The sequence below is a fragment of the Arthrobacter sp. L77 genome (assembly GCF_000816565.1).
Lineage (GTDB): Bacteria > Actinomycetota > Actinomycetes > Actinomycetales > Micrococcaceae > Arthrobacter_D > Arthrobacter_D antioxidans.
Map to the genome: position 1 here is coordinate 49,896 of NZ_JWSU01000006.1, position 22,478 is coordinate 72,373.

The window sequence follows — 22,478 nt, forward strand, 5'->3', positions numbered from 1 at the left end:
ATCATCCGGGGCGGCCACGCCGCCCCTCCGAACGAATCAAGGAGGCGCGGATGGGACTCTTGGAGACGATCCACGGCCCACAGGACCTGAGCAAGCTCAGCGAAGCGCAACTGAAGGCACTCGCGCAGGAGATCCGCACCTTTTTGGTGAGCAACGTCTCGCGCACCGGAGGCCATCTGGGGCCCAACCTCGGGGTCGTCGAACTCACCCTCGGCATCCACCGCATCTTCGACTCGCCGCGCGACAGCATCATCTTCGACACCGGCCACCAGTCCTACGTGCACAAGCTCGTGACCGGTCGCCAGGACTTCAGCACGCTCCGGCAGGAGGGCGGGATGTCCGGGTACCCCTCGCGGGCGGAGTCGGTGCACGACATCGTGGAGAGCTCGCACGCCTCGTCCTCGCTCTCCTGGGCGGACGGCATCTCCCGGGCCCGGGTCCTCGGCGGTGAGGGCGACCGCTACACCGTGGTCCTCGTGGGCGACGGCGCCCTCACCGGGGGCATGGCGTGGGAGGCGATCAACAACATCGCCGCGGACAAGCGGCGCCGCGTCGTGATCGTGGTCAACGACAACGGACGCTCCTACGCCCCGACCATCGGCGGCGTCGCCGACTACCTGGCGTCCCTGCGGCCCACCCTCGACTCGGTGCGGACGCACCGCATCTACGAACGCACGCTGGACCGGGTGAAGAACCGCATGCAGAACGGCGGCCCGGTCGGCGAATTCAGCTACAAGAGCCTCCACGCCCTGAAGAAGGGCGTCAAGGACTGGTGGGCGCCCCAGGGCCTCTTCGAGGACCTCGGCATGAAGTACGTGGGGCCCGTGGACGGCCACGACCAGTCAGCCGTCGAGCAGGCCCTGCAGCTCGCCAGGAACTACGAGGGCCCGGTGATCGTGCATGCGATCACGGAGAAGGGCCACGGCTATGCGCCCGCCCGCGCCCACGAGGCCGACCAGTTCCACGCCGTCGGCATCATCGACCCCGAGACCGGCGAACCCGTGGACGGCGCGGGGTCGCAGTCCTGGACCTCCGTCTTCGCGAACGAGATCGCCGACATCGCCGACGAGCGCCCCGACATCGTGGGCATCACCGGGGCCATGCTGATCCCCGTGGGGCTGCACCGTTTCGCGGCCCGGCACCCCGACCGCGTGTTCGACGTCGGCATCGCCGAGCAGCACGCCGTCACCAGTGCGGCCGGCATGGCCTACGGCGGGCTCCACCCGGTCATCGCCCTCTATGCCACCTTCCTCAACCGGGCCTTCGACCAGCTCCTCATGGACGTGGCCCTGCACAAGGCGGGCGTGACGGTGGTCCTCGACCGGTCCGGCGTCACCGGGCCCGACGGCGCGAGCCACCACGGCATGTGGGACATGGCCCTCCTGCAGGCCATCCCCGGCCTTCATCTCGCCGCACCCCGGGACGCGTCCCGGCTGCGCGAGGAACTGCGCGAGGCCGTCTCCGTCTCCGACGCCCCCACCGTGGTGCGGTACTCCAAGGGCTCCGTGGGCGCGGAGGTGGAGGCCGTGGAGCGCCTCGACGACGGCGTCGACGTCCTGACCCGCCGGCCGTCGGGGTCGCGCACCAACGACGTCCTGATCGTCAGCGTGGGCGCCATGAGCGAACTGGCGCTCGACGTGTCGAACAGGCTCGGGGCGCAGGGCATCAGCTCCACCGTCATCGACCCCCGCTGGCTCCTCCCGGTCCGCCGCTCGGTCATCGACCTGGCAGCGGAGCACCGGATCGTGATCGTCATCGAGGACGGCGTCCGCGCCGGCGGCGTGGGGTCCAGGATCCGCCAGGAGATGCGCTCGGCGGGCGTGGACACCGCGCTCAACGAGGTGGGCTTGCCGGTCGAGTTCCTCGACCATGGATCGCGCAGCCAGGTCCTCGAGCGCGTGGGGCTGACCGCGCAGCAGATCACGCACGACGTCGTCGCGCAGGTCCTCGGCACGAAGGTGCCCGTGGCCCGTCCGCTCGCCGGCGACCACGCGCCGGCCACGGATCAGTTCCCGCGGAGCTGACAGGCCGGACGGCCCCGTCGAACGGGGCGTCCCGCGCGCGTGGGACGCCCCATTCGAAAGGTGGTGTGAGACAATGACGAAGGCTGGCGAGGGAACCACATTCCCGCGCCGGTCCAGTGACAGGCTTCCGTTCCGCAAGCGATGCTCCCGTCCTACCGAGTCCGCCCCGTCGGCGGAAGTAGGCGGAATCCGCCGGTGGGACCCACCGTCCACCACGGCGGCTGAGTTGGAAAAGCGCCACTGGTCGTCGAGTGATTCAGCACCCCCATGACGGTGCGACCTCGGACGACATGACATCGACTTCCGGTCAGCCGCCGGGCGAAAGGCCCGCGGCCGGCCGACATACCGCCCTCGAGGGCGCTGGAATGTGGCCGGTGCCGCAGGGGCTTGGAGCGAGCACCTCATGGATCAGTCAGAACAGCAGGAGAACGGCCAGACCGCAGCGGAAGCACCCGTGGAGGCCCAGGCAGCACCGGCGAGGACGCCGAGGAAGCGCCGCACGGCCAGTGCGCCGGCCGGGGCGCCACCCTCGGTGTTGCAGCCGGCACCCGATGCAGGGACAGCCGGGGAGAGCGCAGGGACTGTGGCCGACGCCTCCACCGGGATCGCCACCGATACGCCTGCCGAGACCGCCGCGCCGGTCCGCAAGCGGGCCCCGCGCGTCCGGAAGCCGGTCGTCGTGACGGATCAGACCCCCACCCCGGAGAGCACGGCGGACGCCGCGGAGGGATCGCCGGCAGCAGCCGACGACGCCCCGGCCGCCCCCGTGCGGGCACCCCGCACCCGCCGTCGTGCCGCCAGCGCCGAGGCCGGGCCCGCCACCGCGGTACCCGCCGCCGTCGAGCCGGCAGTGTCCGCGGCAGCACGGACCGCAGAGCCGGTCGCCGTCGATACGGCCGATCCGTCAGGCACCGACCCCGCGACCACCGTGACCGCGGCGTCGCCCGTCGCCGACGATTCCGCCGGGACTCCCGCTCCCGCGCGGGCACCCCGCACGCGTCGTCGTGCGGCCGGCGCCGACGCCGGACCCGCCACGGCGATCGATGGCGCCATCGTGAGCGCCGTCGACCAGGCAGCCCCCGTGGACGCCGATGTACCGGCCGTCGGGACGGATGCCGCCGAAGCGGTCTCGGCGGAGAAGCCGAGCCGTGCACGCCGGACCTCCTCCCGGACCCGCAGCCGCCGGGCTTCGGAGCCCCTGCAGCAGGACGGGCCGGAGGGGAACGCTCCCGCCGCAGCCGAGCCCTCCGCCCCGGACGCCGCAGCCGCCGGGAACACCATCGGGACCACCGCCGAGACCACCACCGACGAGGGCGTCGAGGACGGCGAGACCGCGGACGGCGGCCGCCTCGATCCGTTCGCCATCCCCGAATCGCCGCTGTCCCTCCTGTTCCATGCGCCGGACCTCACCACGGTCTCCGTGCCGTCCGTGAAGGTCGCGCCCCCGCTCGAGGAGGAGGCGGGGGAGGACGAGTCCGAGGAGTCCGGTCGCCGCTCGCGCCGCAGCCGCCGCAGCAGGGGCCGCGGCCGGGGTGACGCGGGCCAGGCCGAGGCCGGCACCGAGGACGCCGGAGGCGAGGACCAGGAGGACCGCCCGAACGGCAGCGGACCCGAGGAGAGCGCCAGCGTGACCTCACGCCGTCGTCGCCGTCGCCGTCGTGGCGACCAGGACCTCGAACTGACCGGCGGCGAGGACGACGATCCGCCCAACACCGTCACCCGCGTCCGCGCGCCGCGGCAGTCCAGCGAGCCGGTCTCCGACCGCGTGACCAGCGTGCGCGGATCCACGCGCCTCGAGGCGAAGAAGCAGCGCCGCCGCGAATCGCGCGATACAGGTCGCCGCCGCACCGTCATCACCGAGGCCGAGTTCCTGGCCCGCCGCGAGTCCGTCGACCGCCAGATGATCGTGCGCCAGTCGGACGACAGGATCCAGATCGGCGTGCTCGAGGACGGCATGCTCGCGGAGCACTTCGTCTCGAGGACGCAGCAGGATTCGCTGATCGGCAACGTGTACGTCGGCAAGGTCCAGAACGTGCTGCCCAGCATGGAGGCGGCCTTCGTCGACATCGGACGCGGACGCAACGCCGTGCTCTACGCCGGTGAGGTCAACTGGGACGCGGCGGGCCTCGACGGCCAGCCGCGCCGCATCGAGCTCGCCCTGAAGTCCGGGGATCCCGTCCTCGTGCAGGTCACCAAGGACCCGGTGGGGCACAAGGGAGCCCGGCTGACGAGCCAGATCTCCCTGCCCGGCCGCTACCTCGTGTACGTCCCGGGCGGGTCCATGACGGGCATCTCCCGCAAGCTGCCCGACGTCGAGCGGAACCGGCTCAAGCGCATCCTCAAGGATCGCCTCCCCGAGAGCGCCGGCGTGATCGTCCGTACCGCGGCCGAGGGCGCCAGCGAGGAGGAGCTGACCCACGACATCAACCGCCTCCGCGCGCAGTGGGAGGAGATCGAGCGCAAGGCCGGCTCGACCAAGACCCTCGCCCCCGAACTGCTGTACGGCGAGCCGGACCTGACCATCAAGGTGGTCCGTGACGTCTTCAACGAGGACTTCTCCAAGCTCGTCGTCTCGGGCGAGGACGCGTGGGACACCATCGAGGCCTACGTCATGTACGTGGCGCCGGATCTCGTGGGCAGGCTGGAGAAGTGGACCGGCGAGGAGGACATCTTCGCGGCGTCCCGCATCGACGAGCAGATCACGAAGGCCCTCGAGCGCAAGGTCTACCTGCCCTCCGGCGGATCCCTCGTGATCGACCGCACCGAGGCCATGACCGTCGTCGACGTCAACACCGGGAAGTTCACGGGCAGCGGCGGCAACCTCGAGGAGACCGTCACCAAGAACAACCTCGAGGCCGCAGAGGAAGTGGTACGCCAGCTGCGCCTGCGGGACATCGGCGGCATCATCGTCATCGACTTCATCGACATGGTGCTCGAGGCGAACCGCGACCTCGTCCTCCGTCGTCTCGTGGAATGCCTCGGACGGGACCGGACCAAGCACCAGGTCGCCGAGGTCACCTCGCTGGGCCTGGTCCAGATGACGCGCAAGCGCATGGGCACGGGCCTGCTCGAGGTCTTCGGCGAGGACTGCGAGCACTGTGCGGGACGCGGCGTCGTCACCTACATGGAGCCCGTGGAACACCGCCGGTCCACGACCGGAGAAAGCCAGCAGCAGCAGCAGCCGCGCCAGGACAAGCCGTCCCGGAGCGAGCGCAAGCGCAACCGCGGTCGCGGGGGCCAGCAGGACGAGGTCATGGCGCAGGCTCCGGTGGCCGTCGTCGAGAGCCCCGACCGCGCCGCGAAGGCCGAGGCCGCCCGCGCAGCCCTGGCGAGCATCGCGGCCGCGACCCACCACGCCCATGAGGAGGCGGCCGAGCAGGACGCCCCCGCAGCGGACGTCCAGGTCACCGAGGCCGTGCTGACGATCAACGGCGAGACGGTCACCCTGCCCCGGGCGGACGGCCGACGGCCGGCCGTCCAGGAGACGGTCGAGGCTCCGGCCACACGCCTGACCCTCGACAGCCTGAGCGAGGCCTTCAACCGGAAGCCCGCCGCGGCAGGAGCCGTCGACGGCGTGGAGCTGTCCGCACAGGTGCCGGCGGCGGAACCCCGCACCGGACCGGCGGCGACCTCCGGACCGACGGCTTCCGAGCCGACGTCGGGCGGGACCGCCCGCGCGTCGCGTCCGCGCCGCCGTGTGGCCCGTAGCGCGCAGGGAGCGGCCGACACGGCCATCGAGACGCAGGGCGTGGAGGCCGCCGTCGAGCCGGCAGGGACCCGGCACGTGGCGAAGGCCGCGGCGCCCGTGGCGAAGCCCGAGGCATCCGCCGTCGAGCCCCTGATCTTCGGCGTCGGGGTGCCCGCCTCCGAGCTGTAGGGACCAGGGGAACGGCACGACCGTTCCCCTCCAGGAGGGTCGGAGTCCGCAAGGGCTCCGGCCCTCCTGTTTTCCCGCCCGGCCCCTCCCGAACATCCTGAGCATCGCGGGCTCGGACCCCCGCGGCGGGGCCGGCGTCCAGACGGACATCAAGAGCATCAGTGCCAACGGTGGCTATGCGATGGGTGCGGTGACGGCGCCGACGGCGCGGGACACGCGCGGTGTCAGCGCCGTGCACACCCCTGCCGTCCCCTTCCTCCGCCGGCAGCTCGACGCGGTATCCGACGACGTCACCATCAGTGCGGTCACGATCGGGATGCTCGGCAGCGCCGCGATCGCCGAGTGCGTCGCCGGATGGCTCGACGACGTGGCACCGCCCGCCGTCGTGCTGGATCCCGTCATGGTCGCCACGAGCGGCGCCCGGCTGCTCGACGACGACGCCGTGCGGGCCGTCCTCGAGCTCGCCCGCCGGGCATCACTGGTCACCCCCAACATCGCCGAACCCGCCGTCCTGGTGGGCGCCGGCCCGGCACCGACCCGGGGTGTCGCCCTCGAGCAGGGCACCACTTTCGCCGTGCGGCTCGGCACGTCCGTCCTGGTCAAGGGCGGGCACGTCCCGGGGGAGCGGTGCCCGGACGCCCCCGTTCCACCCTCAGGTGCCCCCGAGGAGCGCCTGGTCGTCGACGGCAGGCGCGTGGGGACGGTGAACACGCACCGCACGGGATGCCCGCTCTCGTCGGCCCCGGCCACCCGATTCGCCATCACCGGGGACTGGCCCACAGCGCTCCGCGAGGCGAAATCCTGGCTCGAGGGTGCGCTCCTCTCCGCCCACCGTCCGACCGGCCGACGGAAGCCTGCCCGCAGACCACTTCTCCTACTACCTGCAGCCCTCCACCTCAGGGAGTATGCGGGCGTCCTCGCGCGCACGGCCGCGCCGGCGCCGTCCGAGGCGGAGCGGCGCTTCTGCCTCGCGGCGGCCGCCTCCTGCCTCGGGAACGAGACCGACCTGCACCGCGACCGGCTCCTCAGGGAGACCGGGACGGGCTTCGGGGACGGGGACGCCGGGCCGGCCGGCGCACGCCCCTACGGCGCATGGATCGCCACCTACGCCGACCCCGACGTCGTTGAGGCGATGGCCAGGGCGGCGCGCCATGCTCGCCGCCTTCCGGTGGTCCGCGCTCCACGAGCTGCACTTCTTCGACGCCGCCCGTGTCCACGGCCCGGGACGTGCGCCGCGGGGTGCCACTGATTTGCGGGAAGAGGCGGTACTGCCGTAGCCTTGACCCTCGGTGCATCCGCCTGTTAACCGGCATGTCCGTGGGTGTCCGTCAGGGCTTCTGACCCGTGCAGAAGCTCCTGACGACACCAGCAGCCCCAGGGTTCGGTGTCATGGACACACGGAGCGGGACAGGCGCGAAGAGCAACCCCAGGATTGCTGCCGAGGCGCACCCTAGTTTTTTCATCAGAAGTCAAGATTGTCGAGAGAAGTGAGTTCCCAAGTGGTGTACGCGATTGTCCGCGCAGGCGGCCGCCAAGAAAAGGTTTCTGTAGGAGACCTCGTTACCCTTGACCGCGTCACCGGTCAGGCTGGAAGCACGTTCAAGCTTCCTGCCCTCCTTCTGGTAGACGGCGCCAAGATCACCTCCGCAGCGGAGGACCTCGCGAAGGTCTCCGTCACTGCCGAGATCGTCGAGAATCTTCGTGGACCGAAGATTGTCATCCAGAAGTTCAAGAACAAGACCGGCTACAAGAAGCGCCAGGGTCACCGTTCGGAACTGACCCGCGTCAAGATCACAGGTATCGCGTAGTCCCTTCGGGCTACCGATCTCCTCACGTAGAACATTCCAGCGAAGGCAGGCATAACCCATGGCACATAAAAAGGGCGCAAGCTCCACGCGCAACGGCCGCGACTCGAACGCGCAGTACCTCGGCGTCAAGCGCTTCGGTGGCCAGGTCGTCAAGGCCGGCGAGATCATCGTCCGCCAGCGCGGCACCCACTTCCACCCGGGCGCCAACGTCGGCCGCGGCGGGGACGACACCCTCTTCGCACTCGAGGCAGGTGCCGTGGAGTTCGGCACACGCCGCGGACGCAAGGTCGTCAACATCGTGGGCGCTGCAGCAGAGTAGTTCTGCGCACGGTACACCAGGCATTTCGGGTGGGGTGAGCCTCTACGGCTCGCCCCACCTTTCTTTTAAGCCGATCAGACTCGGCACAGTGAAGCATTTGTAGAAGGAGATCAACGTGGCGAGCTTCGTTGACCGCGTAGTCCTGCACGTATCCGGCGGCACCGGCGGCCACGGCTGCGTTTCCGTCCACCGCGAGAAGTTCAAGCCCCTCGGCGGGCCCGACGGCGGCAACGGCGGCGACGGCGGCGATGTCATCCTCCGCGTGGACCACCAGACCACGACCCTCCTGGACTTCCACCACGCACCCCACCGGCACGCCACGAACGGCGGCAACGGCATGGGCGACTGGCGCGGCGGCAAGAGCGGCGAGACCCTGATCCTGTCCGTCCCGGACGGCACCGTCGTCAAGACGAAGGACGGCGAAGTGCTCGCCGACCTCGTGGGCGAGGGCACGGAGTTCATCGCCGCGGCCGGCGGACAGGGTGGGCTCGGCAACGCCGCCCTGTCCTCCCAGAAGCGCAAGGCACCCGGCTTCGCGCTGCTCGGCATCCCCGGCGACGAGCGCGACGTCGTCCTGGAACTCAAGTCCATCGCGGACATCGCCCTCGTCGGCTTCCCCTCCGCCGGGAAGTCCAGCCTCATCGCCGCCATGTCGGCCGCCCGCCCGAAGATCGCCGACTACCCGTTCACCACCCTCGTCCCGAACCTCGGTGTCGTCGAAGCGGGTTCCACGCGCTTCACCATCGCGGACGTCCCCGGCCTCATCGAGGGGGCGAGCGAGGGCAAGGGCCTCGGCCACCACTTCCTCCGCCACGTGGAGCGCTGCGCCGCCCTCGTGCACGTGCTCGACTGCGCCGCGCTCGAGACGGACCGCGACCCCCTCAACGACCTCGCGATCATCGAAGCCGAACTGGACAAGTACGCCGTCGACATGAGCTTCGCCGGCCCCGACGGCGACGTCGTGCCGCTGAACGAGCGCCCGCGCCTGGTCGCGCTCAACAAGGTGGACGTCCCCGACGGCAAGGACATGGCCGGCTTCGTGCGCCCCGAGCTCGAGGCGCGCGGCTACCGCGTCTTCGAGGTGTCCGCCTCCAGCCATGAGGGCCTGCGCCAGCTCGGCTTCGCCATGGCGGAGATCGTCGAGAACGCACGCAAGGCCGTGGCGACCGCCCCCCCGAGGATCGAGCCCCCGGTGCTCCGGCCCCGCGGCGTCAATGCCGCCTCGTTCAGGATCCGCCACGAGGAGAAGGACGCCCTGCCGCTGTTCCGCGTCCTCGGCGAGAAGCCCGAGCGCTGGGTCAAGCAGACGGACTTCACGAACGACGAGGCCGTCGGCTACCTCGCGGACCGCCTCGCCAAGCTCGGCGTGGAGGAGCAGCTGTTCAAGACCGGCGCGAAGCCCGGCGACACCGTGGTGATCGGCGAGGGCGACGGCGTGGTCTTCGACTGGGAGCCCACCATGATGGGCGGCGCCGAACTGCTCGCCGGCCCCCGCGGCTCCGACCTGCGCCTCGCCGAGTACGTGCGGCCCACGCGCGAACAGAAGCGCGAGGAGTACCAGGAGCGCAAGGACGCCAAGGCCGCGGCCCGCGCCGAGCTCGAGGCCGACCGCAAGGCGGGCGTCTGGACCGAGTCCGTGCAGAACCGCAAGCAGGCCTCCTCCGCCCAGAAGGGCGCAGACACCGAGTCCGAGGACTAGGCCCCCGTGTCTGCGGACCACTCCCGGCACCCCCTCGCGTCCCGCGCGGGGCTCGCCGCGGCGGGCCGGATCGTCGTCAAGGTCGGTTCGTCGTCACTGACCTCCGTCTCCGGCGGCATCTCCGGTGAGGCCCTCGTCCGGCTCGCCGACGTCCTCGCGGAGCGGCGCACGGCCGGGACCGAGATCATCCTCGTGTCCTCCGGCGCGATCGCCGCGGGCCTCGCGCCCCTGGGGCTCGCACGCCGTCCGTCCCAGCTGTCCGCGCAGCAGGCCGCGGCGAGCGTGGGGCAGGGCCTCCTGATGGCCCAGTACTCCCAGGCGTTCGCGGCGCACGGCGTCACCGTCAGCCAGATCCTGCTCACGGCGGACGATCTCATCCGGCGGTCCCACTACGCCAACGCGCACCGCGCGATGGAACGGCTGCTGAACTTCGGCGTCGTGCCCATCGTGAACGAGAACGACACCGTCGCGAGCCACGAGATCCGGTTCGGCGACAACGACCGCCTCGCGGCGCTCGTCGCGCACCTCGTGAAGGCGGAGGCACTCATCCTGCTCTCCGACGTCGACGCCCTCTACGACGGCCCGCCGGGGGCCGGTGCCAGCCGGATCCCGCACGTCGGCTCGCCCGCCGACCTCGAGGGCGTCACCATCGGACGCGCCGGCAGGGCCGGCGTCGGCACCGGCGGCATGGTCACCAAGGTGGAAGCCGCGACGATCGCCGCGTCCTCGGGCATCCCCGCGCTGGTCACGTCCACAGCGAACGCCGCGGCCGCACTGCGCGGCGACGACGTCGGGACCTGGTTCACGGCCACCGGCAAGCGCCAGCCCATCAGGCTGCTCTGGCTGGCCCACCTCGCGCGGGTCCTGGGTACGCTCGTGCTCGACGACGGTGCGGTGCGCGCCGTGGGGGAGCGACGCCGCTCCCTGCTGGCCGCCGGCGTCGTGGACGTGGACGGCGTGTTCGAGGCGGGAGATCCCGTCCAGCTCGTGAGCGGCGACGGCACGGTGGTGGCGCGAGGCCTCGTGAACTACAGCTCGACCGAGCTTCCCCGCATGCTCGGCCGGTCCACGCACGATCTCGCGGAGGAACTCGGCGCCGAGTACGAGCGCTCCGTGGTGCACGTCAACGACCTCGTGGTACTCCAGGCGGCCTCGGCGTCATGAAGGGCCGGTCCCCGGATGCCGGAGCGGCGCCTCGCTAGACTTGGGGGATGACCGACCTGCAGGCCGCGCCCACCCATCGGAACGACACCGCCATGGCGCTGTCCCCGGACCAGCTCACCGACGCCGTCCACGCCATCGCCGACCGCTCCCGTGAGGCGTCGCGCATCCTGGCCCGCGCCACCCGGGCCCGCAAGGACCGCGTGCTCCTGGCGATCGCCGATGCCCTCGTCAGCAGGCGCGACAGCGTTCTCGCCGCGAACCGGACCGACGTCGACCGCGGCCGCGCCGCCGGGACCTCCGCGTACCTCCTGGACCGCCTGAGCCTCGACGCCGAGCGCGTGGGGAAACTCGCCGACGCGCTGGCGCAGCTCGCCGCCCTCCCGGACCCCGTGGGCACCGCCGTCCGCGCGGAGACCCTGCCCAACGGGCTGCGCATGAGCCAGGTCCGCGTTCCCCTCGGCGTGGTCGCCGCGATCTACGAGGCACGCCCCAACGTGACAGTGGACATTGCCGGCCTGGCCCTGAAGAGCGGCAACGCCGTGATCCTGCGCGGCGGCAGTGCGGCCGCAGCCACCAACGCGGCGCTGGTCGGGATCATCCGCGACACACTCGAGGACCACGGCCTGCCCGACGACGCCGTCCTCACCATCGACGAGTTCGGCCGGGACGGCGCCCAGGTCCTCATGAAGGCCCGCGGCCGGGTGGACGTCCTGATCCCGCGCGGCGGGCGGGAGCTCATCCAGTCCGTCGTGACGACGGCGCGCGTCCCCGTGATCGAGACGGGGGAGGGCAACGTGCACATCCTGCTCGACGAGAGCGCCGACGAGACGATGGCCGTGGACATCCTGCTCAACGCCAAGACGCAGCGCCCCAGCGTCTGCAACACGGTCGAGACACTCCTCGTCCACGCGCGGGCGACGGCCGCCCCGGCGGTCCTCGCGGCGCTCGTCCGCGCCGGCGTCACCCTGCACGTGGACGAGCGGTCGCGGGGTCTCCTGCCGGCCGGCACGGACGCACCGACGGCGACGGATGACGACTGGGGGCGCGAGTACATGCAGCTCGACCTCGCGGTGAAGACCGTGGACAGCGTCGACGACGCCCTGCGGCACATCCGCCGGTGGAGCACGGGCCACAGCGAGGCGATCATCACGAACAACCTGGCCTCCTCCGAGGAGTTCGTGGCCGGCGTCGATTCCGCCGCCGTCCTGGTCAACGCGTCCACGCGCTTCGTGGACGGCGGGGAGCTGGGCCTCGGCGCCGAGGTGGGCATCTCCACCCAGAAGATGCACGCCCGCGGACCGATGGGCCTGGCCGAGCTCACGACCACCAAGTGGATCGTCCAGGGCGCGGGGCACGTCCGCCGCTGACGCCCCCGGGCGTAGGGGGCAGCCCCTCCTTTACGCGTACCATGGGACCTGATGACCGCGCCGGTCCGTAGCGGACCGGCGACCCTGAACCGACAGAGGAATGACGATGCTCTACTCCCTCGGCAGCATGCTGCTGGCCACCGAAGCCATGGAACACCACACCGAACTGCCGATGCCCGCCATCGCGTACGGGCTGATCGTCATGGGCATCCTGCTCACCCTGATGCTCGTCACCGTGTCCTTCTCGAACGTCCGGAACCGCCACGAGGCGGTCGAGGAGCACATCGACCCCCACAAGCAGCACACCAACAAGCACGACCACGGCGAAGCGAACCGGCACTAGCGGTCCAGGTGGCAGCAGACACAACCGAGCGGGACGTCATGGGCGGCTTCAGGCAGCGGCACCATGACGGATCGCCCTGGCGCCTCGGGGTCATGGGCGGCACGTTCGACCCCATCCACCACGGGCACCTGGTCGCCGCGAGCGAGGTCGCCTCGGTGTTCGACCTCGACGAGGTGGTCTTCGTGCCGACCGGTCAGCCCTGGCAGAAGGTCGACAAGGACGTGACGGCGGCCGAGCACCGCTATCTGATGACGGTCATCGCGACGGCGTCGAACCCGAGCTTCACCGTGAGCCGCGTGGACATCGAACGTCCGGGTCCCACGTTCACGATCGACACCCTGCGCGACCTGAAGGCGGAGCGGCCGGACGCCCAGCTGTTCTTCATCACCGGCGCCGATGCCATGGCCCAGATCCTCACCTGGAAGAACGCGGAGGAGCTCTGGTCCCTCGCCCACTTCATCGGGGTGACGCGCCCCGGGCACGAACTCGACGGGCGGGGCCGCGACGTGAGCCTGCTGGAGGTGCCCGCCATGGCGATCTCCAGCACGGACTGCAGGCACCGCGTCGGCGAGGGGAAGCCCGTCTGGTACCTGGTGCCCGACGGCGTGGTGCAGTACATCGCCAAGCACCGCCTCTATCGGCGCGTGGACCCGTCCGGGACGGGGCCGGCGTCGCAGCAGGGGGACGAACACGTCCCGCCGACGGAACGGCAGCACCGGGACAGTCCGACCTCCCTACAACAACCCACTGGATGAATCACCGATGAGCAAGGCGAACGACGCACGGGACACCCGGTCTTCCCTAGCGGACCGTGCCGGGTCAGGGGAGTCGGACATGGCAGCGAGGAGCAGCTCCGCGGACGTCAGCCCGCAGGACGCCCCGGCGAACGACGGCGGCGGTGTGCGGGTGGAGCTCCCCACGCGCCGTCAGCTGCGGCTGCAGCAGGTCGACGGGCGGGCGGTGGCGCCCGATCCGGCGACCGACCAGCGGGTGGACGTCGTCAGGGCGCCACTACCCGGCGGGCGTCGGGACCGTCGTCGGCGGTCCGACACCCAGGTGGCGTCCGATCCCACGGCACCCGGGATCGCAGGACCCGGCGCGCCTGCGCCCGGGGACACCGCGGACGGGGCGGCCGCGCCGCCGTCGAGCCGTGGGGAGGACATGAGCGTCGAGGAGGCCCTCGCCGCCCGGCAGTCGATCGGCGACGACGCGAGCGAACACCTTGCCGGCCTGCGGGCGGCCGGGACGGAGAACCCCTTCGTCGTCGACCCCGGGGTGCTGGCGCAGCAGAAGGCTCTGGCCGACCGCGCCGCGGCCCTGAATTCGCGTGCGCGCCGGCCGCAGGAGCCGTCGGAGCAGAACCAGCAGCGCACGCCCCCGCCGATCGACCCGACCGCGGCCCACAACCTCTCGATCATCGCCCCACCCGTGCTCGTGCGGGTGCCCGGCAGTGCGCAGTCCGTCCTGCGTGCGCCTGCGACCACGCACATCCCGATCGTCCTGCCGCGCCCCGAGCCATCCGCCGCCCTGCCGGTCCGGACCGGGGAAAGTGACAGCCGAGGTCTGGAGGGGCCGGATCTGAGGGCGAGCACCCAGCCCATCGGGGCGCGGGACGCCTTCGGCCTGGACCCCCTCGATGCGATGACTGCGGGCCTCGGAAGGCTGCGGCGCATGCGGTATCTGCAGTACTCGTTGCTCGTCGTGGGCGCGACCGCCCTCGCGACCGGGATAATAATGACAGTCAGCTCCCTCAATGGGTGAAACTGCTGGCCACACACAAGGAGATCAGTGAGCGCTACCGAACAGTCCATTGGCATAGCCCGCACCGCGGCGCATGCCGCAGCGGACAAGATCGCCCAGGATATCGTCGCCATCGACGTCAGTGACAGGCTCGCGATCACGGACATCTTCGTGATCGCCTCCGCGCCGAGCGAGCGGCAGGTCAACGCCATCGTCGACGGCATCGAGGAGGAGCTGTCCAAGCAGGGCCTGAAGCCCGTGCGCCGTGAAGGTCGCAGCGAGGGCCGCTGGGTGCTCCTCGACTACGCGCAGGTCATCGTGCATGTGCAGCACGAGGAGGACCGTGTGTTCTACGCCCTCGACCGGCTGTGGAAGGACTGCCCGTCCGTGGACCTCCAGCTCGAGGAGGCGCTGCAGAGCTCGCCGCAGGTCGCGGCGTCCGACGTCGTCCCGGAGTGACGCGGTACCCCCACGCCCATCCCGCGGCCCGGCGCATCGTCTTCTGGCGCCATGGCCGCACGGAATGGAACCACTCGGGCCGTTTCCAGGGCCAGGAGGACATCGACCTGGACGAGACCGGGCGGGAGCAGGCCGTGCGGGCGGCCGAGGTGCTGCTGCTGCGGGAACCGTCGCTGATCGTCTCCTCGGACCTGCGCCGTGCGGCCGACACGGCCCGGACGCTGGGGGAACTCACGGGGCTGCCGGTCCTCTACGATCCGCGCCTCCGCGAGACGCATGCCGGCTCGTGGCAGGGTTTGTCCTTCGCCGAGATCGACGAACAGTTCCCGGATGACAACGCCGCCTGGCGGGGCGGAGACCCCGAGGTGCGCGCCGGGGGTGCCGAGAACCGCATCGAGGTCGGCGATCGCATGCTCGGTGCGGTCACGGAGGCCGTGGAGCGGATCGGTCCGGCCGAGACGCTCGTGGTCGTCAGCCACGGTGGATCCATCAGGGCGGCCCTCGCGGCCCTGATGGGACTGCCTCCGGAACGCTGGGGTGCCCTTGCGGGGCTGTCCAACTGCCACTGGTCCGAGGTGCACGAGGTGGTGGACCGGGCCGAGGCGCTGTTCTCGTGGCAACTCACCGAGCACAACGTGGGGCTCGGCTCGCTGCCCGAGGAGCCACTGGAGGGATGAGTGGACGCTGGAAGCCGATTTGTCGAAGCCGCCAGAATTTACTAGACTGATCGAGTTGCTTCGGCCGGTTCGCCCGGACGATGCAGCGTAGATTCGGGGCTATGGCGCAGCTGGTAGCGCACCTGCATGGCATGCAGGGGGTCAGGGGTTCGAATCCCCTTAGCTCCACAACGAACCGCCGGAATCCAAGGTAAGAACCTTGGCCCGGCGGTTTTTTGTTGCCCTGGGGGAGTCGATGCCCGCAAAAGCAAGGTCCGACAACGTGCTCCGCGGGCCGGCGGGTGGAGGACATCCGAGCGGACTGACCTGTGACACGGTTCGCAGCGAGATGGCGGAAAGAGATCGCGGCTCCCGTGTCATGCCGGTGAACCGGGATGGATGGTCGGCTGGCGACTCTCGGCCTTTCTTGCGAAGCTTCGGCGTCCTGAGACGGTGTGGGAAAGCATGGCGGGGTTCACGGCCTTGAAGAGTGGAAGACGTTCTAGGCGGCCGTTGCATCCGGCTTCCGGCGGTGTCTGTGGTGTGTTTCGTAGCTTTCGAATACCGCTGAGGTGGTTTTCCCTGGGTGACCGAATCGTCCACGCAGGACATCCGCCAGGTCATCAAGGGCTGCGTGCATCATCCGTCCGGCAAAGCGCAGGTCGGGGTCGGTGCTTGCCTGCGCTTCGGAGGCCAAGAGTTGTGCATAGGTGATGGTGGCCGGCAGGGATCCTCTCCTCTGTGCTTCGTGGAAGTAGTACGTTTCGTTGAAGGCCAGCAGGTCGATGCTGACCGTGGCTACACTCCTCGCGAACGATTCAAGCAATGCAGCGGCATGTCCGGGTTCCAGCGCGGAGAGGCCCTGCTGGCCGGCGGCCTCACGGAACAGGTTCAGTTCGTGGGCGAGGGCGCGGCGACGGCTCAGTGCTGGATATGTTTGCAGAATCCAGGAGACCGTGGCGGTGAGCAACCCGAAGCCGGTGACGGCCTGCGCTGCAGTGACGAATCGGAGCAGGGGCGTCGCCGGAACTATTTCTCCGTAACCGACCGTGGATAGGCTGACCATCGAGAAGTACAGGGCTTCGGCGAGGTCGCCGCGGTGGGGAACGCCGTCGGCGTAGACGAACCCCTCCGGTAGGTGCGGAAGGTACACCAGAGCCCACCCCATGATGGCCAGCGACGCCCAGGCGCCGATCACGGCTGCCATTGCAACGGGGGCTGCAACGGTGGCAGCACGGTCGGCGAAGCGTCGGGACAGCAGCCACAAGGCGCGCATGATCATCCTGCAGACAGGTCCCGCACCATGGGGATAGAGGAGTGTGTGGAAGACGTCGGCGGCCATCAGGAGAATCAGTCCTGCCCCGATACCAGTCAGCACGATGTCTCGGAAGTCCATGGTTCACCTTACGGTCAGGGCAGTGTCCGCACCGATCGACCGCTACCGGTGCCGCCCCGAGTGAGTGCAAAGGCGTTGCGTCGAGTACGATCCTGCGCCCCGTCAGTGCCGGACTCATGGTCGGAGACCTGCTCGACGCGGCAGGTCCACACCACCGGGCCGACGCATCCGGGACGGTCCTCGACCGGGCCACGAATCCTGGGACGGGCCATTGATATGCGCTCCGCCCAGGAATAGGCTCTGCCGTCCCAGCATGATCGATACGGCACACGGAGAGGTTTCTGACATGGGAGCTGCAGAAGACGGTGAAGTGGTTCGGCGGGGATATGAGGCATTCATCGCAGGGGATCTGGCGACTCTTGGCGAACTGTTCGCGGACGACGCGGTGTGGTCCGTCCCTGGAACCGGCGTGCTGTCCGGCATGAAGCGGGGACGCGACGCTGTCTTGGCTTACTTCGGCGAACTGGGATCCCGTTCCCGGGGCTCACTCCGGGTAACCGTCCAGGACATCGTCGGCGGGGAAAAGCACACCGTGGGAATCCATCACAGCCACGCCGACATCGACGGAAGGACCTACGACCAGGTCACGGTCGTCGTGTTCGCACTCCGGGACGGAAAGGTGATCGAGGCCAAGGAGTTCTTCGAGGACCAGACCAAGTCGGACGAGTTCTGGGGCTGAGTTCGCTTCAGTGCAGCGTCCTCCGCGGTCGCAGCCTGTTCGGCCGCCACTGCGACCACCGCCTCGGCACCCGTGTCACCGGGACCGGAGACCTCCGGCTATATCGGGGGAAGGGTGACGGCACGGTGTGGAGCGGTTAACACATCGGAGTGCCCTGGACCTCGATGAACGCGCGAGGGACACCAGCGGACCTCTTTTGAGCTTCAATCCCCACCCCATTGATCGGTCGCTCCGCCCTCAGCCCCCCACCGCCGCCAGGGCGTCCCGCACCGCGTCGACGGCGACGGCCGTGTCGGCGTCGTCGGTGCTCCAGTTGCTCACCGAGATCCGCAGGATGTCCCGGCCCTGCCAGCGCGAACCGGACATCCACACCCGTCCGTCGGCGATGATCCGCTCTGTCACCGCCCGCGTGGTGGCGTCGTCGCCGAACGTCAGCGAGACCTGGGTGTAGACGACGTCGTTGAGTATTTGCACGCCCTCCACGGCGGCCAATCGCTCCGCGAGGTGCCGGGCGTGCCGCACCAGCCCGCGGACCTGGTCAGTGACGCCGTCCCGGCCCAGCGACTTCAGGGCCGCCCACACCGGCACGCCGCGGGCACGCCGGGACAGCTCGGGGACGGTCTCCAAGGGGTCCGCGGGGCCGTCCGTGGCCTGGACGAGGTAGCTGGCGTGCACGCCCATCGCGGCACGCAGCGCGGTGGCATCGCGGACCACCGCGATGCCGCAGTCGTACGGCACGTTGAGTGTCTTGTGTGCATCGGTGCCCCAGGAGTCGGCGCCCTCCACTCCCGCGGTCAGGGCCGCCAGCTCCGGCACGGCGGCGGCCCACAGTCCGAAGGCGCCGTCCACGTGGACCCAGGCGCCGTGGGCGTCGGCGACGGTGATCGCCTCCGTGAACGGGTCGAAAGCCCCGGAGTGCAGGTTCCCGGCCTGCAGGCAGACCAACAGCGGGGTGCGGCCCGACCCGCTCGACCGTCCGCGCCCGGCATCTGCCGAGGCGAGGGTCAGGGCACGGTCCAGTTCCGCCGGGTCGATGCGGCCCTGCCCGTCGACCGGCACCACCGTGGGCCGGCCCAGCCCCAGGTAGCGGAGCCCCAGGTCGATCGTGTCGTGCCGTTCCCTGCCCACGAAACACTCGATCCGTGGTGCACCGGTGAGGCCCTCCGCGTCCAGGTCCCATCCGGCGTCTGTCATCAGCCGCCATCGGGCCGCGGCCAGTCCTGTGAAGTTGGCCATCGTGGCGCCCGTGGTGAAGCCGACATCCGCTGTCTGCGGCAGGTTCAGGAGGTCGAGCAGCCAGGTGCCGGCGGCTTCCTCGATGGCCGCCGTAGCAGGGGTCGCGTAGCGGAGCCCGGTGTTCTGGTCCCAGGCGCTGACGAGCCAGTCCGCAGCCAGCGCCGCGGGCAGCGTGCCGCCCATGACCCAGCCGAAGAACCGCCCGGAGGGGATGGCCATCAGCCCGGGTTCCGCCTTCGCGGCCAGATAGTCCACCACGTCGGCCGCCGGGGATCCGGCACGGGGGAGGGGGCCGCCGAAATCTGCTGCGAGATCCGCGGCGGTCCTGCTCGGGCCGACGCGCCGTCGGGTTTGGCTCTGGAGCCATTGGCGTGCGTGCCCCGACGCCGCAGCGAGGGCGTCTTCGTAGCGTTCCTCGGGTGCCGACATGGCGGCATGCTACGCCCGCGCATCAGGAAGCGGCAGTGCCTTCCGGACGGTCATCCACGGGGATCCGTGACCTGGTGGAAGCTTCCGCTACTCGGTGGAAGGGGGCCGCCCGGGGGAGTCGGTGTAGTACGACCGCAGCCCGTGCTTCACTCCGAGCCGGACGATCCAGTACAGGATGAAGCCGGTGATCGCAGGCACGATGAGCCAGACGACGAGAATGACGAAGAACCCGATTCCATCCAGACGCACAGCTACCCCCATTGACGAACGATCAGATGGCCCGAGCGTAGCGCGCGTTCCGCGCGAGGCGCTCCACTCGCCGCCGGCGCGGGGTCTTCCATTCCGGTCCACTTCGCCCTAGAGTCTTTATTGTCAGATTGACAATAAACAAGGAGCGCGACATGACCGCGGTACTGGACTGGATGAACTCACCGGCAGCAACCCTGCTCGGGGCACCCGTCAGCTGGATCGAGGTCATCGGTTTCCTCACGGGCGCGGCCTGCGTCTACGGTGTCGCCCGGCAACGGGCCTGGAACTGGCCGGTCGGCATCGTCAACAACATCGCCTTCATGATCCTGTTCTTCGGCGCCGGGCTCTACGGCGAGACCGTGCTGCAGGCCGTCTTCGCCGCCGTCGCCGTCTATGGCTGGTACAACTGGGTCCGTGGCGCCAGGGACACCGACGCGACAGGCGACCTGCCGATCCGCGACGCCGCCCGTACTGAAGTCCTCGCCGGTCTCGGCATCGTCGGCGCGGCGACCGTGGGGATCGCCATGATCCTCACCCACGGGACGGACTCCCAGGTGCCCTGGCCGGATGCCTTCGTCCTCGCGGCCTCGCTGCTGGCGACCTACGGGCAGGCGAAGAAGATCTTCCAGCACTGGTACGTCTGGATCGCCATCGACCTCGTGTCCATCCCGCTCTACTTCTCGCGGGGCCTGAACCTCACTGGCATCCTCTACATAGGGTTCACCGCCCTGTGCGTCTACGGCCTGATGGACTGGAAGCGCACCCGCACCGACGCTGCCCCTGTAGCCGCCACCGCACCCGAGGGGGTGTCGGCATGACCCGCTTCGCCCAGGGCGTCGTCATCGGAAAGTTCTACCCGCCCCACGCCGGCCACCGTCACCTCATCAGGACGGCCGCGGAGCACTCCGAGGAGCTCGCTGTCGTCGTGCTCGGCAACCGCTTCGAGAACATCGAACTGGCAGACCGCGTGAAGTGGCTCGCCGCCGAGTTCGAGGAGACGAACGTGACCGTCCTCGGGATGCCGAACGACTGCCCCGAGGACTACCACTCACCGGCCATCTGGAAGGCCCACGACGAGGCGCTGCGCATCGCCCTCAGGACGAGGGGCGTCACGAGTGTCGACGCCGTCTTCAGTTCCGAGGAGTACGGACAGCAACTGGCCGAGCACTTCGGCGCCGTCCACGTCCTGGTGGACGCAGCGCGCACCGCCTACCCGGTCAGCGGGACCCTGTGCCGGGACGACCTCACCGCGGCCTGGCGGACCATCCTCAAGCCCGCCCGGCAGGACATGGCCGTCCGCATCATCCTCGTCGGCGCCGAGTCCACCGGTACCAGCACCCTGACGAGGGCTCTCACCGCGCACTACCGGAAGCGGTACCCCGAGCTCGTCGACGTCCCCGAGTTCGGCCGCCACTACACGTACGACAAGTTCGCCGCCGCACAGGCCGGGAACCCCGACGCCGTCCTTGCCGACCTCGTCTGGACCGCCGAGGACTTCGCCGTGATCGGTGAACGGCAGAACGAGCTGGAGAACGAGGCGGCCGCGCGGTGCCCGCTGGTCGTCGCCGACACCGACAGCCTCGCCACCACCCTGTGGGAGCGGTACTACCTCGGCGAAGGCAGCCACGGCTCCTACCGGGCCATGACGCAGCTGCCACGCCGGGACCTCTACCTGATCACCGACCACGAGGGCGTCGCCTTCGAGGACGACGGCTGGCGCGAGGGGGAGCACCGCCGGGCGGAGATGACCGAATGGTTCAAGGAGGAGTTGACCCGCGAGGGCCACTCCTGGATCCTCGTCTCCGGCGACCAGGACCGGCGCATGGCCACGGCGACGGAGATCGTCGACCTGATCATCGCCCAGCGGAACCGCTTCACCTCCCCGCCCTGGGCCACCCGCACGGTACTGGCAGGACAGCCGTGAGCCTCGACGAAGAGCGGTTCCTCGAGGACTACGAGCCGAAGGACTATCCCTCGGTCGCCCTGGCCGTGGACCTCGTCGTCGTCGCCGTCATCGGGAACACCCTGCACGCTGCCCTCGTCCGGCGCGGTGGACATCCCTTCAAGGGGCAGCTCGCCCTGCCCGGCGGCTTCGTCGGGCAGGGCGAGGACGCGCTGCAGGCCGCCTGGCGGGAGCTCGAGGAGGAGACCGGACTGGACCTCGGGGCACACCGCGCCCACGTCGAGCAGCTCGCCACCTACAGCTCACCCAGGCGCGACCCGCGCATGCGCGTCGTCTCCATTGCCCATCTGGTGCTGCTCGCGACCGACGGCCGGTCCCTGCCCGAGCTCGACCCGGGCAGCGACGCCGCGGCCGCCCGATGGCATCCCGTCCACGAGGTCCTCGCCACCGAGACCCTCGCTTTCGACCACCGGGAGATCCTCACCGCCGCCCTCGAGCGCCTCGCCGGCAAGATCGAATACACGCTCACCGCGGCGAAGCTCCTGCCCGAGGAATTCACCCTCTACCAGCTGCGCCATGTCTACGAGGCCGTCTGGAACACCGAGAAGCTCGACGCGGGCAATTTCACCCGCAAGATGACCGGCGCCCTGACCGGCACCGGACGGAAGGCGCTCCGTTCCAGGGGAGCTCCGGCGGCGCTCTTCACCGTGAAGGACGAATACCTCAGCCCACCCATGATGCGCCCCACCGCGGGCCCCAGCAGAAGCGAAGGAATGCCCTGATGCTGTCCACGGACCCTGTCCCGTGCGCGTTCCGAGCGACCGCCTACTACCGGAGCTCGAGGTGGCTGCGCCGCCGGGAGCGTGCGTTCCGCTACGACGTCCTCTGGAAGGACGGCAGTGTCGACCGAGACATCAACCTGGTGAAGGTCATGTACAGGCGAGCTCCGGCGGACTTCCAGGTCACCGAGCGGGCCATGATGAACCACACGCCCGACGTCGGAAGCGGCTCCTGGATTCTCTACGCCTACGGCAGTCCTATCGACGGCCCTGCCTGACTATTGGAGCACCTGACATGGTGCTCGGGCGGCGGTGGGCAAGTGGATGGACTATCCCTGCGGGTGACCGCTT

The 22,478-nt window shown here is 70.1% G+C and carries 21 protein-coding genes and 1 tRNA gene; 19 read left to right on the forward strand and 3 right to left on the reverse strand.

The annotated features are described in order from the left end of the window. Positions 1-50: 50 nt before the first annotated feature. From dxs to RY94_RS10495, 14 genes are all read left to right on the forward strand, one after another. A complete protein-coding gene (gene dxs / locus RY94_RS10430; protein WP_043444931.1) occupies positions 51-2,024 on the forward strand; it encodes a 1-deoxy-D-xylulose-5-phosphate synthase in 1,974 nt (657 codons plus the stop codon). A 403-nt stretch (positions 2,025-2,427) separates the two neighbouring features. Beyond that, positions 2,428-5,901 (forward strand): ribonuclease E/G, encoded by a 3,474-nt coding sequence (locus RY94_RS10435; protein ID WP_082046268.1) that lies wholly within the window; start codon positions 2,428-2,430, stop codon positions 5,899-5,901. A gap of 157 nt (positions 5,902-6,058) precedes the next feature. Then, entirely contained in the window at positions 6,059-7,150 is a 1,092-nt protein-coding gene (locus RY94_RS10440) for a bifunctional hydroxymethylpyrimidine kinase/phosphomethylpyrimidine kinase (protein ID WP_231554541.1), read from the forward strand. A gap of 250 nt (positions 7,151-7,400) precedes the next feature. Then, a complete protein-coding gene (gene rplU, locus RY94_RS10445; protein ID WP_043444935.1) occupies positions 7,401-7,709 on the forward strand; it encodes a 50S ribosomal protein L21 in 309 nt (102 codons plus the stop codon). Between the two features lie 58 nt (positions 7,710-7,767). After that, positions 7,768-8,028, forward strand: a complete 261-nt coding sequence (gene rpmA / locus RY94_RS10450) for a 50S ribosomal protein L27 (protein ID WP_028280075.1) — start codon at positions 7,768-7,770, stop codon at positions 8,026-8,028. 115 nt (positions 8,029-8,143) lie between these two features. Beyond that, a complete protein-coding gene (gene obgE / locus RY94_RS10455; protein WP_043444940.1) occupies positions 8,144-9,727 on the forward strand; it encodes a GTPase ObgE in 1,584 nt (527 codons plus the stop codon). Positions 9,728-9,733: 6 nt separating this feature from the next. Next, positions 9,734-10,891 (forward strand): glutamate 5-kinase, encoded by a 1,158-nt coding sequence (proB, locus tag RY94_RS10460; protein WP_043444942.1) that lies wholly within the window; start codon positions 9,734-9,736, stop codon positions 10,889-10,891. A gap of 47 nt (positions 10,892-10,938) precedes the next feature. Beyond that, positions 10,939-12,258 carry a glutamate-5-semialdehyde dehydrogenase gene (locus RY94_RS10465; RefSeq protein WP_043444944.1) on the forward strand — a complete coding sequence of 440 codons (1,320 nt, stop codon included), beginning with the start codon at positions 10,939-10,941 and terminating at the stop codon, positions 12,256-12,258. Between the two features lie 106 nt (positions 12,259-12,364). Next, a complete protein-coding gene (locus tag RY94_RS10470) occupies positions 12,365-12,601 on the forward strand; it encodes a hypothetical protein (RefSeq protein ID WP_052274249.1) in 237 nt (78 codons plus the stop codon). A gap of 38 nt (positions 12,602-12,639) precedes the next feature. Beyond that, positions 12,640-13,356, forward strand: coding sequence for a nicotinate-nucleotide adenylyltransferase (nadD, locus tag RY94_RS10475; RefSeq protein WP_269429755.1), 717 nt, complete (start codon positions 12,640-12,642; stop codon positions 13,354-13,356). A 79-nt stretch (positions 13,357-13,435) separates the two neighbouring features. Then, on the forward strand, positions 13,436-14,362 hold the full coding sequence (locus RY94_RS10480; RefSeq protein WP_156135134.1) for a hypothetical protein: 927 nt from the start codon (positions 13,436-13,438) through the stop codon (positions 14,360-14,362). Positions 14,363-14,389: 27 nt separating this feature from the next. Further along, positions 14,390-14,800 (forward strand): ribosome silencing factor, encoded by a 411-nt coding sequence (gene rsfS / locus RY94_RS10485; RefSeq protein WP_043444948.1) that lies wholly within the window; start codon positions 14,390-14,392, stop codon positions 14,798-14,800. Next, a complete protein-coding gene (locus RY94_RS10490; RefSeq protein ID WP_043444951.1) occupies positions 14,797-15,477 on the forward strand; it encodes a histidine phosphatase family protein in 681 nt (226 codons plus the stop codon). The genes rsfS and RY94_RS10490 overlap by 4 nt, the downstream gene beginning before the upstream one ends. A 95-nt stretch (positions 15,478-15,572) precedes the next feature. Then, a tRNA-Ala gene (locus RY94_RS10495) sits at positions 15,573-15,645 on the forward strand. 313 nt (positions 15,646-15,958) lie between these two features. On the opposite strand, the gene RY94_RS10500 is transcribed toward RY94_RS10495, so the two are convergent. Beyond that, positions 15,959-16,852 (reverse strand): potassium channel family protein, encoded by an 894-nt coding sequence (locus RY94_RS10500; RefSeq protein ID WP_043444953.1) that lies wholly within the window; start codon positions 16,850-16,852, stop codon positions 15,959-15,961. Positions 16,853-17,105: 253 nt separating this feature from the next. Here RY94_RS10500 and RY94_RS10505 point away from each other — a divergent pair, with 253 nt between their 5' ends. Continuing rightward, the gene (locus RY94_RS10505) at positions 17,106-17,531 is read left to right on the forward strand and encodes a nuclear transport factor 2 family protein (RefSeq protein ID WP_231554496.1); all 426 of its coding nucleotides are present in this window, start codon (positions 17,106-17,108) and stop codon (positions 17,529-17,531) included. Between the two features lie 237 nt (positions 17,532-17,768). Here RY94_RS10505 and RY94_RS10510 read toward each other — a convergent pair whose 3' ends face one another. Further along, a complete protein-coding gene (locus RY94_RS10510) occupies positions 17,769-19,196 on the reverse strand; it encodes a pyridoxal phosphate-dependent decarboxylase family protein (protein WP_043444957.1) in 1,428 nt (475 codons plus the stop codon). 87 nt (positions 19,197-19,283) lie between these two features. Continuing rightward, positions 19,284-19,445: a hypothetical protein gene (locus RY94_RS17880; protein ID WP_156135135.1), complete on the reverse strand. Its 162-nt coding sequence runs from the start codon at positions 19,443-19,445 to the stop codon at positions 19,284-19,286. Between the two features lie 152 nt (positions 19,446-19,597). Here RY94_RS17880 and pnuC point away from each other — a divergent pair, with 152 nt between their 5' ends. From pnuC to RY94_RS10530, 4 genes are read left to right on the forward strand one after another with little or no spacing between them, the layout of a single operon-like run. Next, positions 19,598-20,263, forward strand: a complete 666-nt coding sequence (gene pnuC / locus RY94_RS10515; protein ID WP_043444959.1) for a nicotinamide riboside transporter PnuC — start codon at positions 19,598-19,600, stop codon at positions 20,261-20,263. After that, entirely contained in the window at positions 20,260-21,369 is a 1,110-nt protein-coding gene (locus RY94_RS10520) for an AAA family ATPase (RefSeq protein ID WP_043444961.1), read from the forward strand. The genes pnuC and RY94_RS10520 overlap by 4 nt, the downstream gene beginning before the upstream one ends. Then, a complete protein-coding gene (locus tag RY94_RS10525; RefSeq protein ID WP_043444963.1) occupies positions 21,366-22,130 on the forward strand; it encodes an NUDIX hydrolase in 765 nt (254 codons plus the stop codon). Before RY94_RS10520 ends, RY94_RS10525 begins: the two co-directional genes overlap by 4 nt. Next, on the forward strand, positions 22,130-22,405 hold the full coding sequence (locus RY94_RS10530; protein WP_043444965.1) for a hypothetical protein: 276 nt from the start codon (positions 22,130-22,132) through the stop codon (positions 22,403-22,405). Before RY94_RS10525 ends, RY94_RS10530 begins: the two co-directional genes overlap by 1 nt. Positions 22,406-22,478 lie beyond the last annotated feature (73 nt).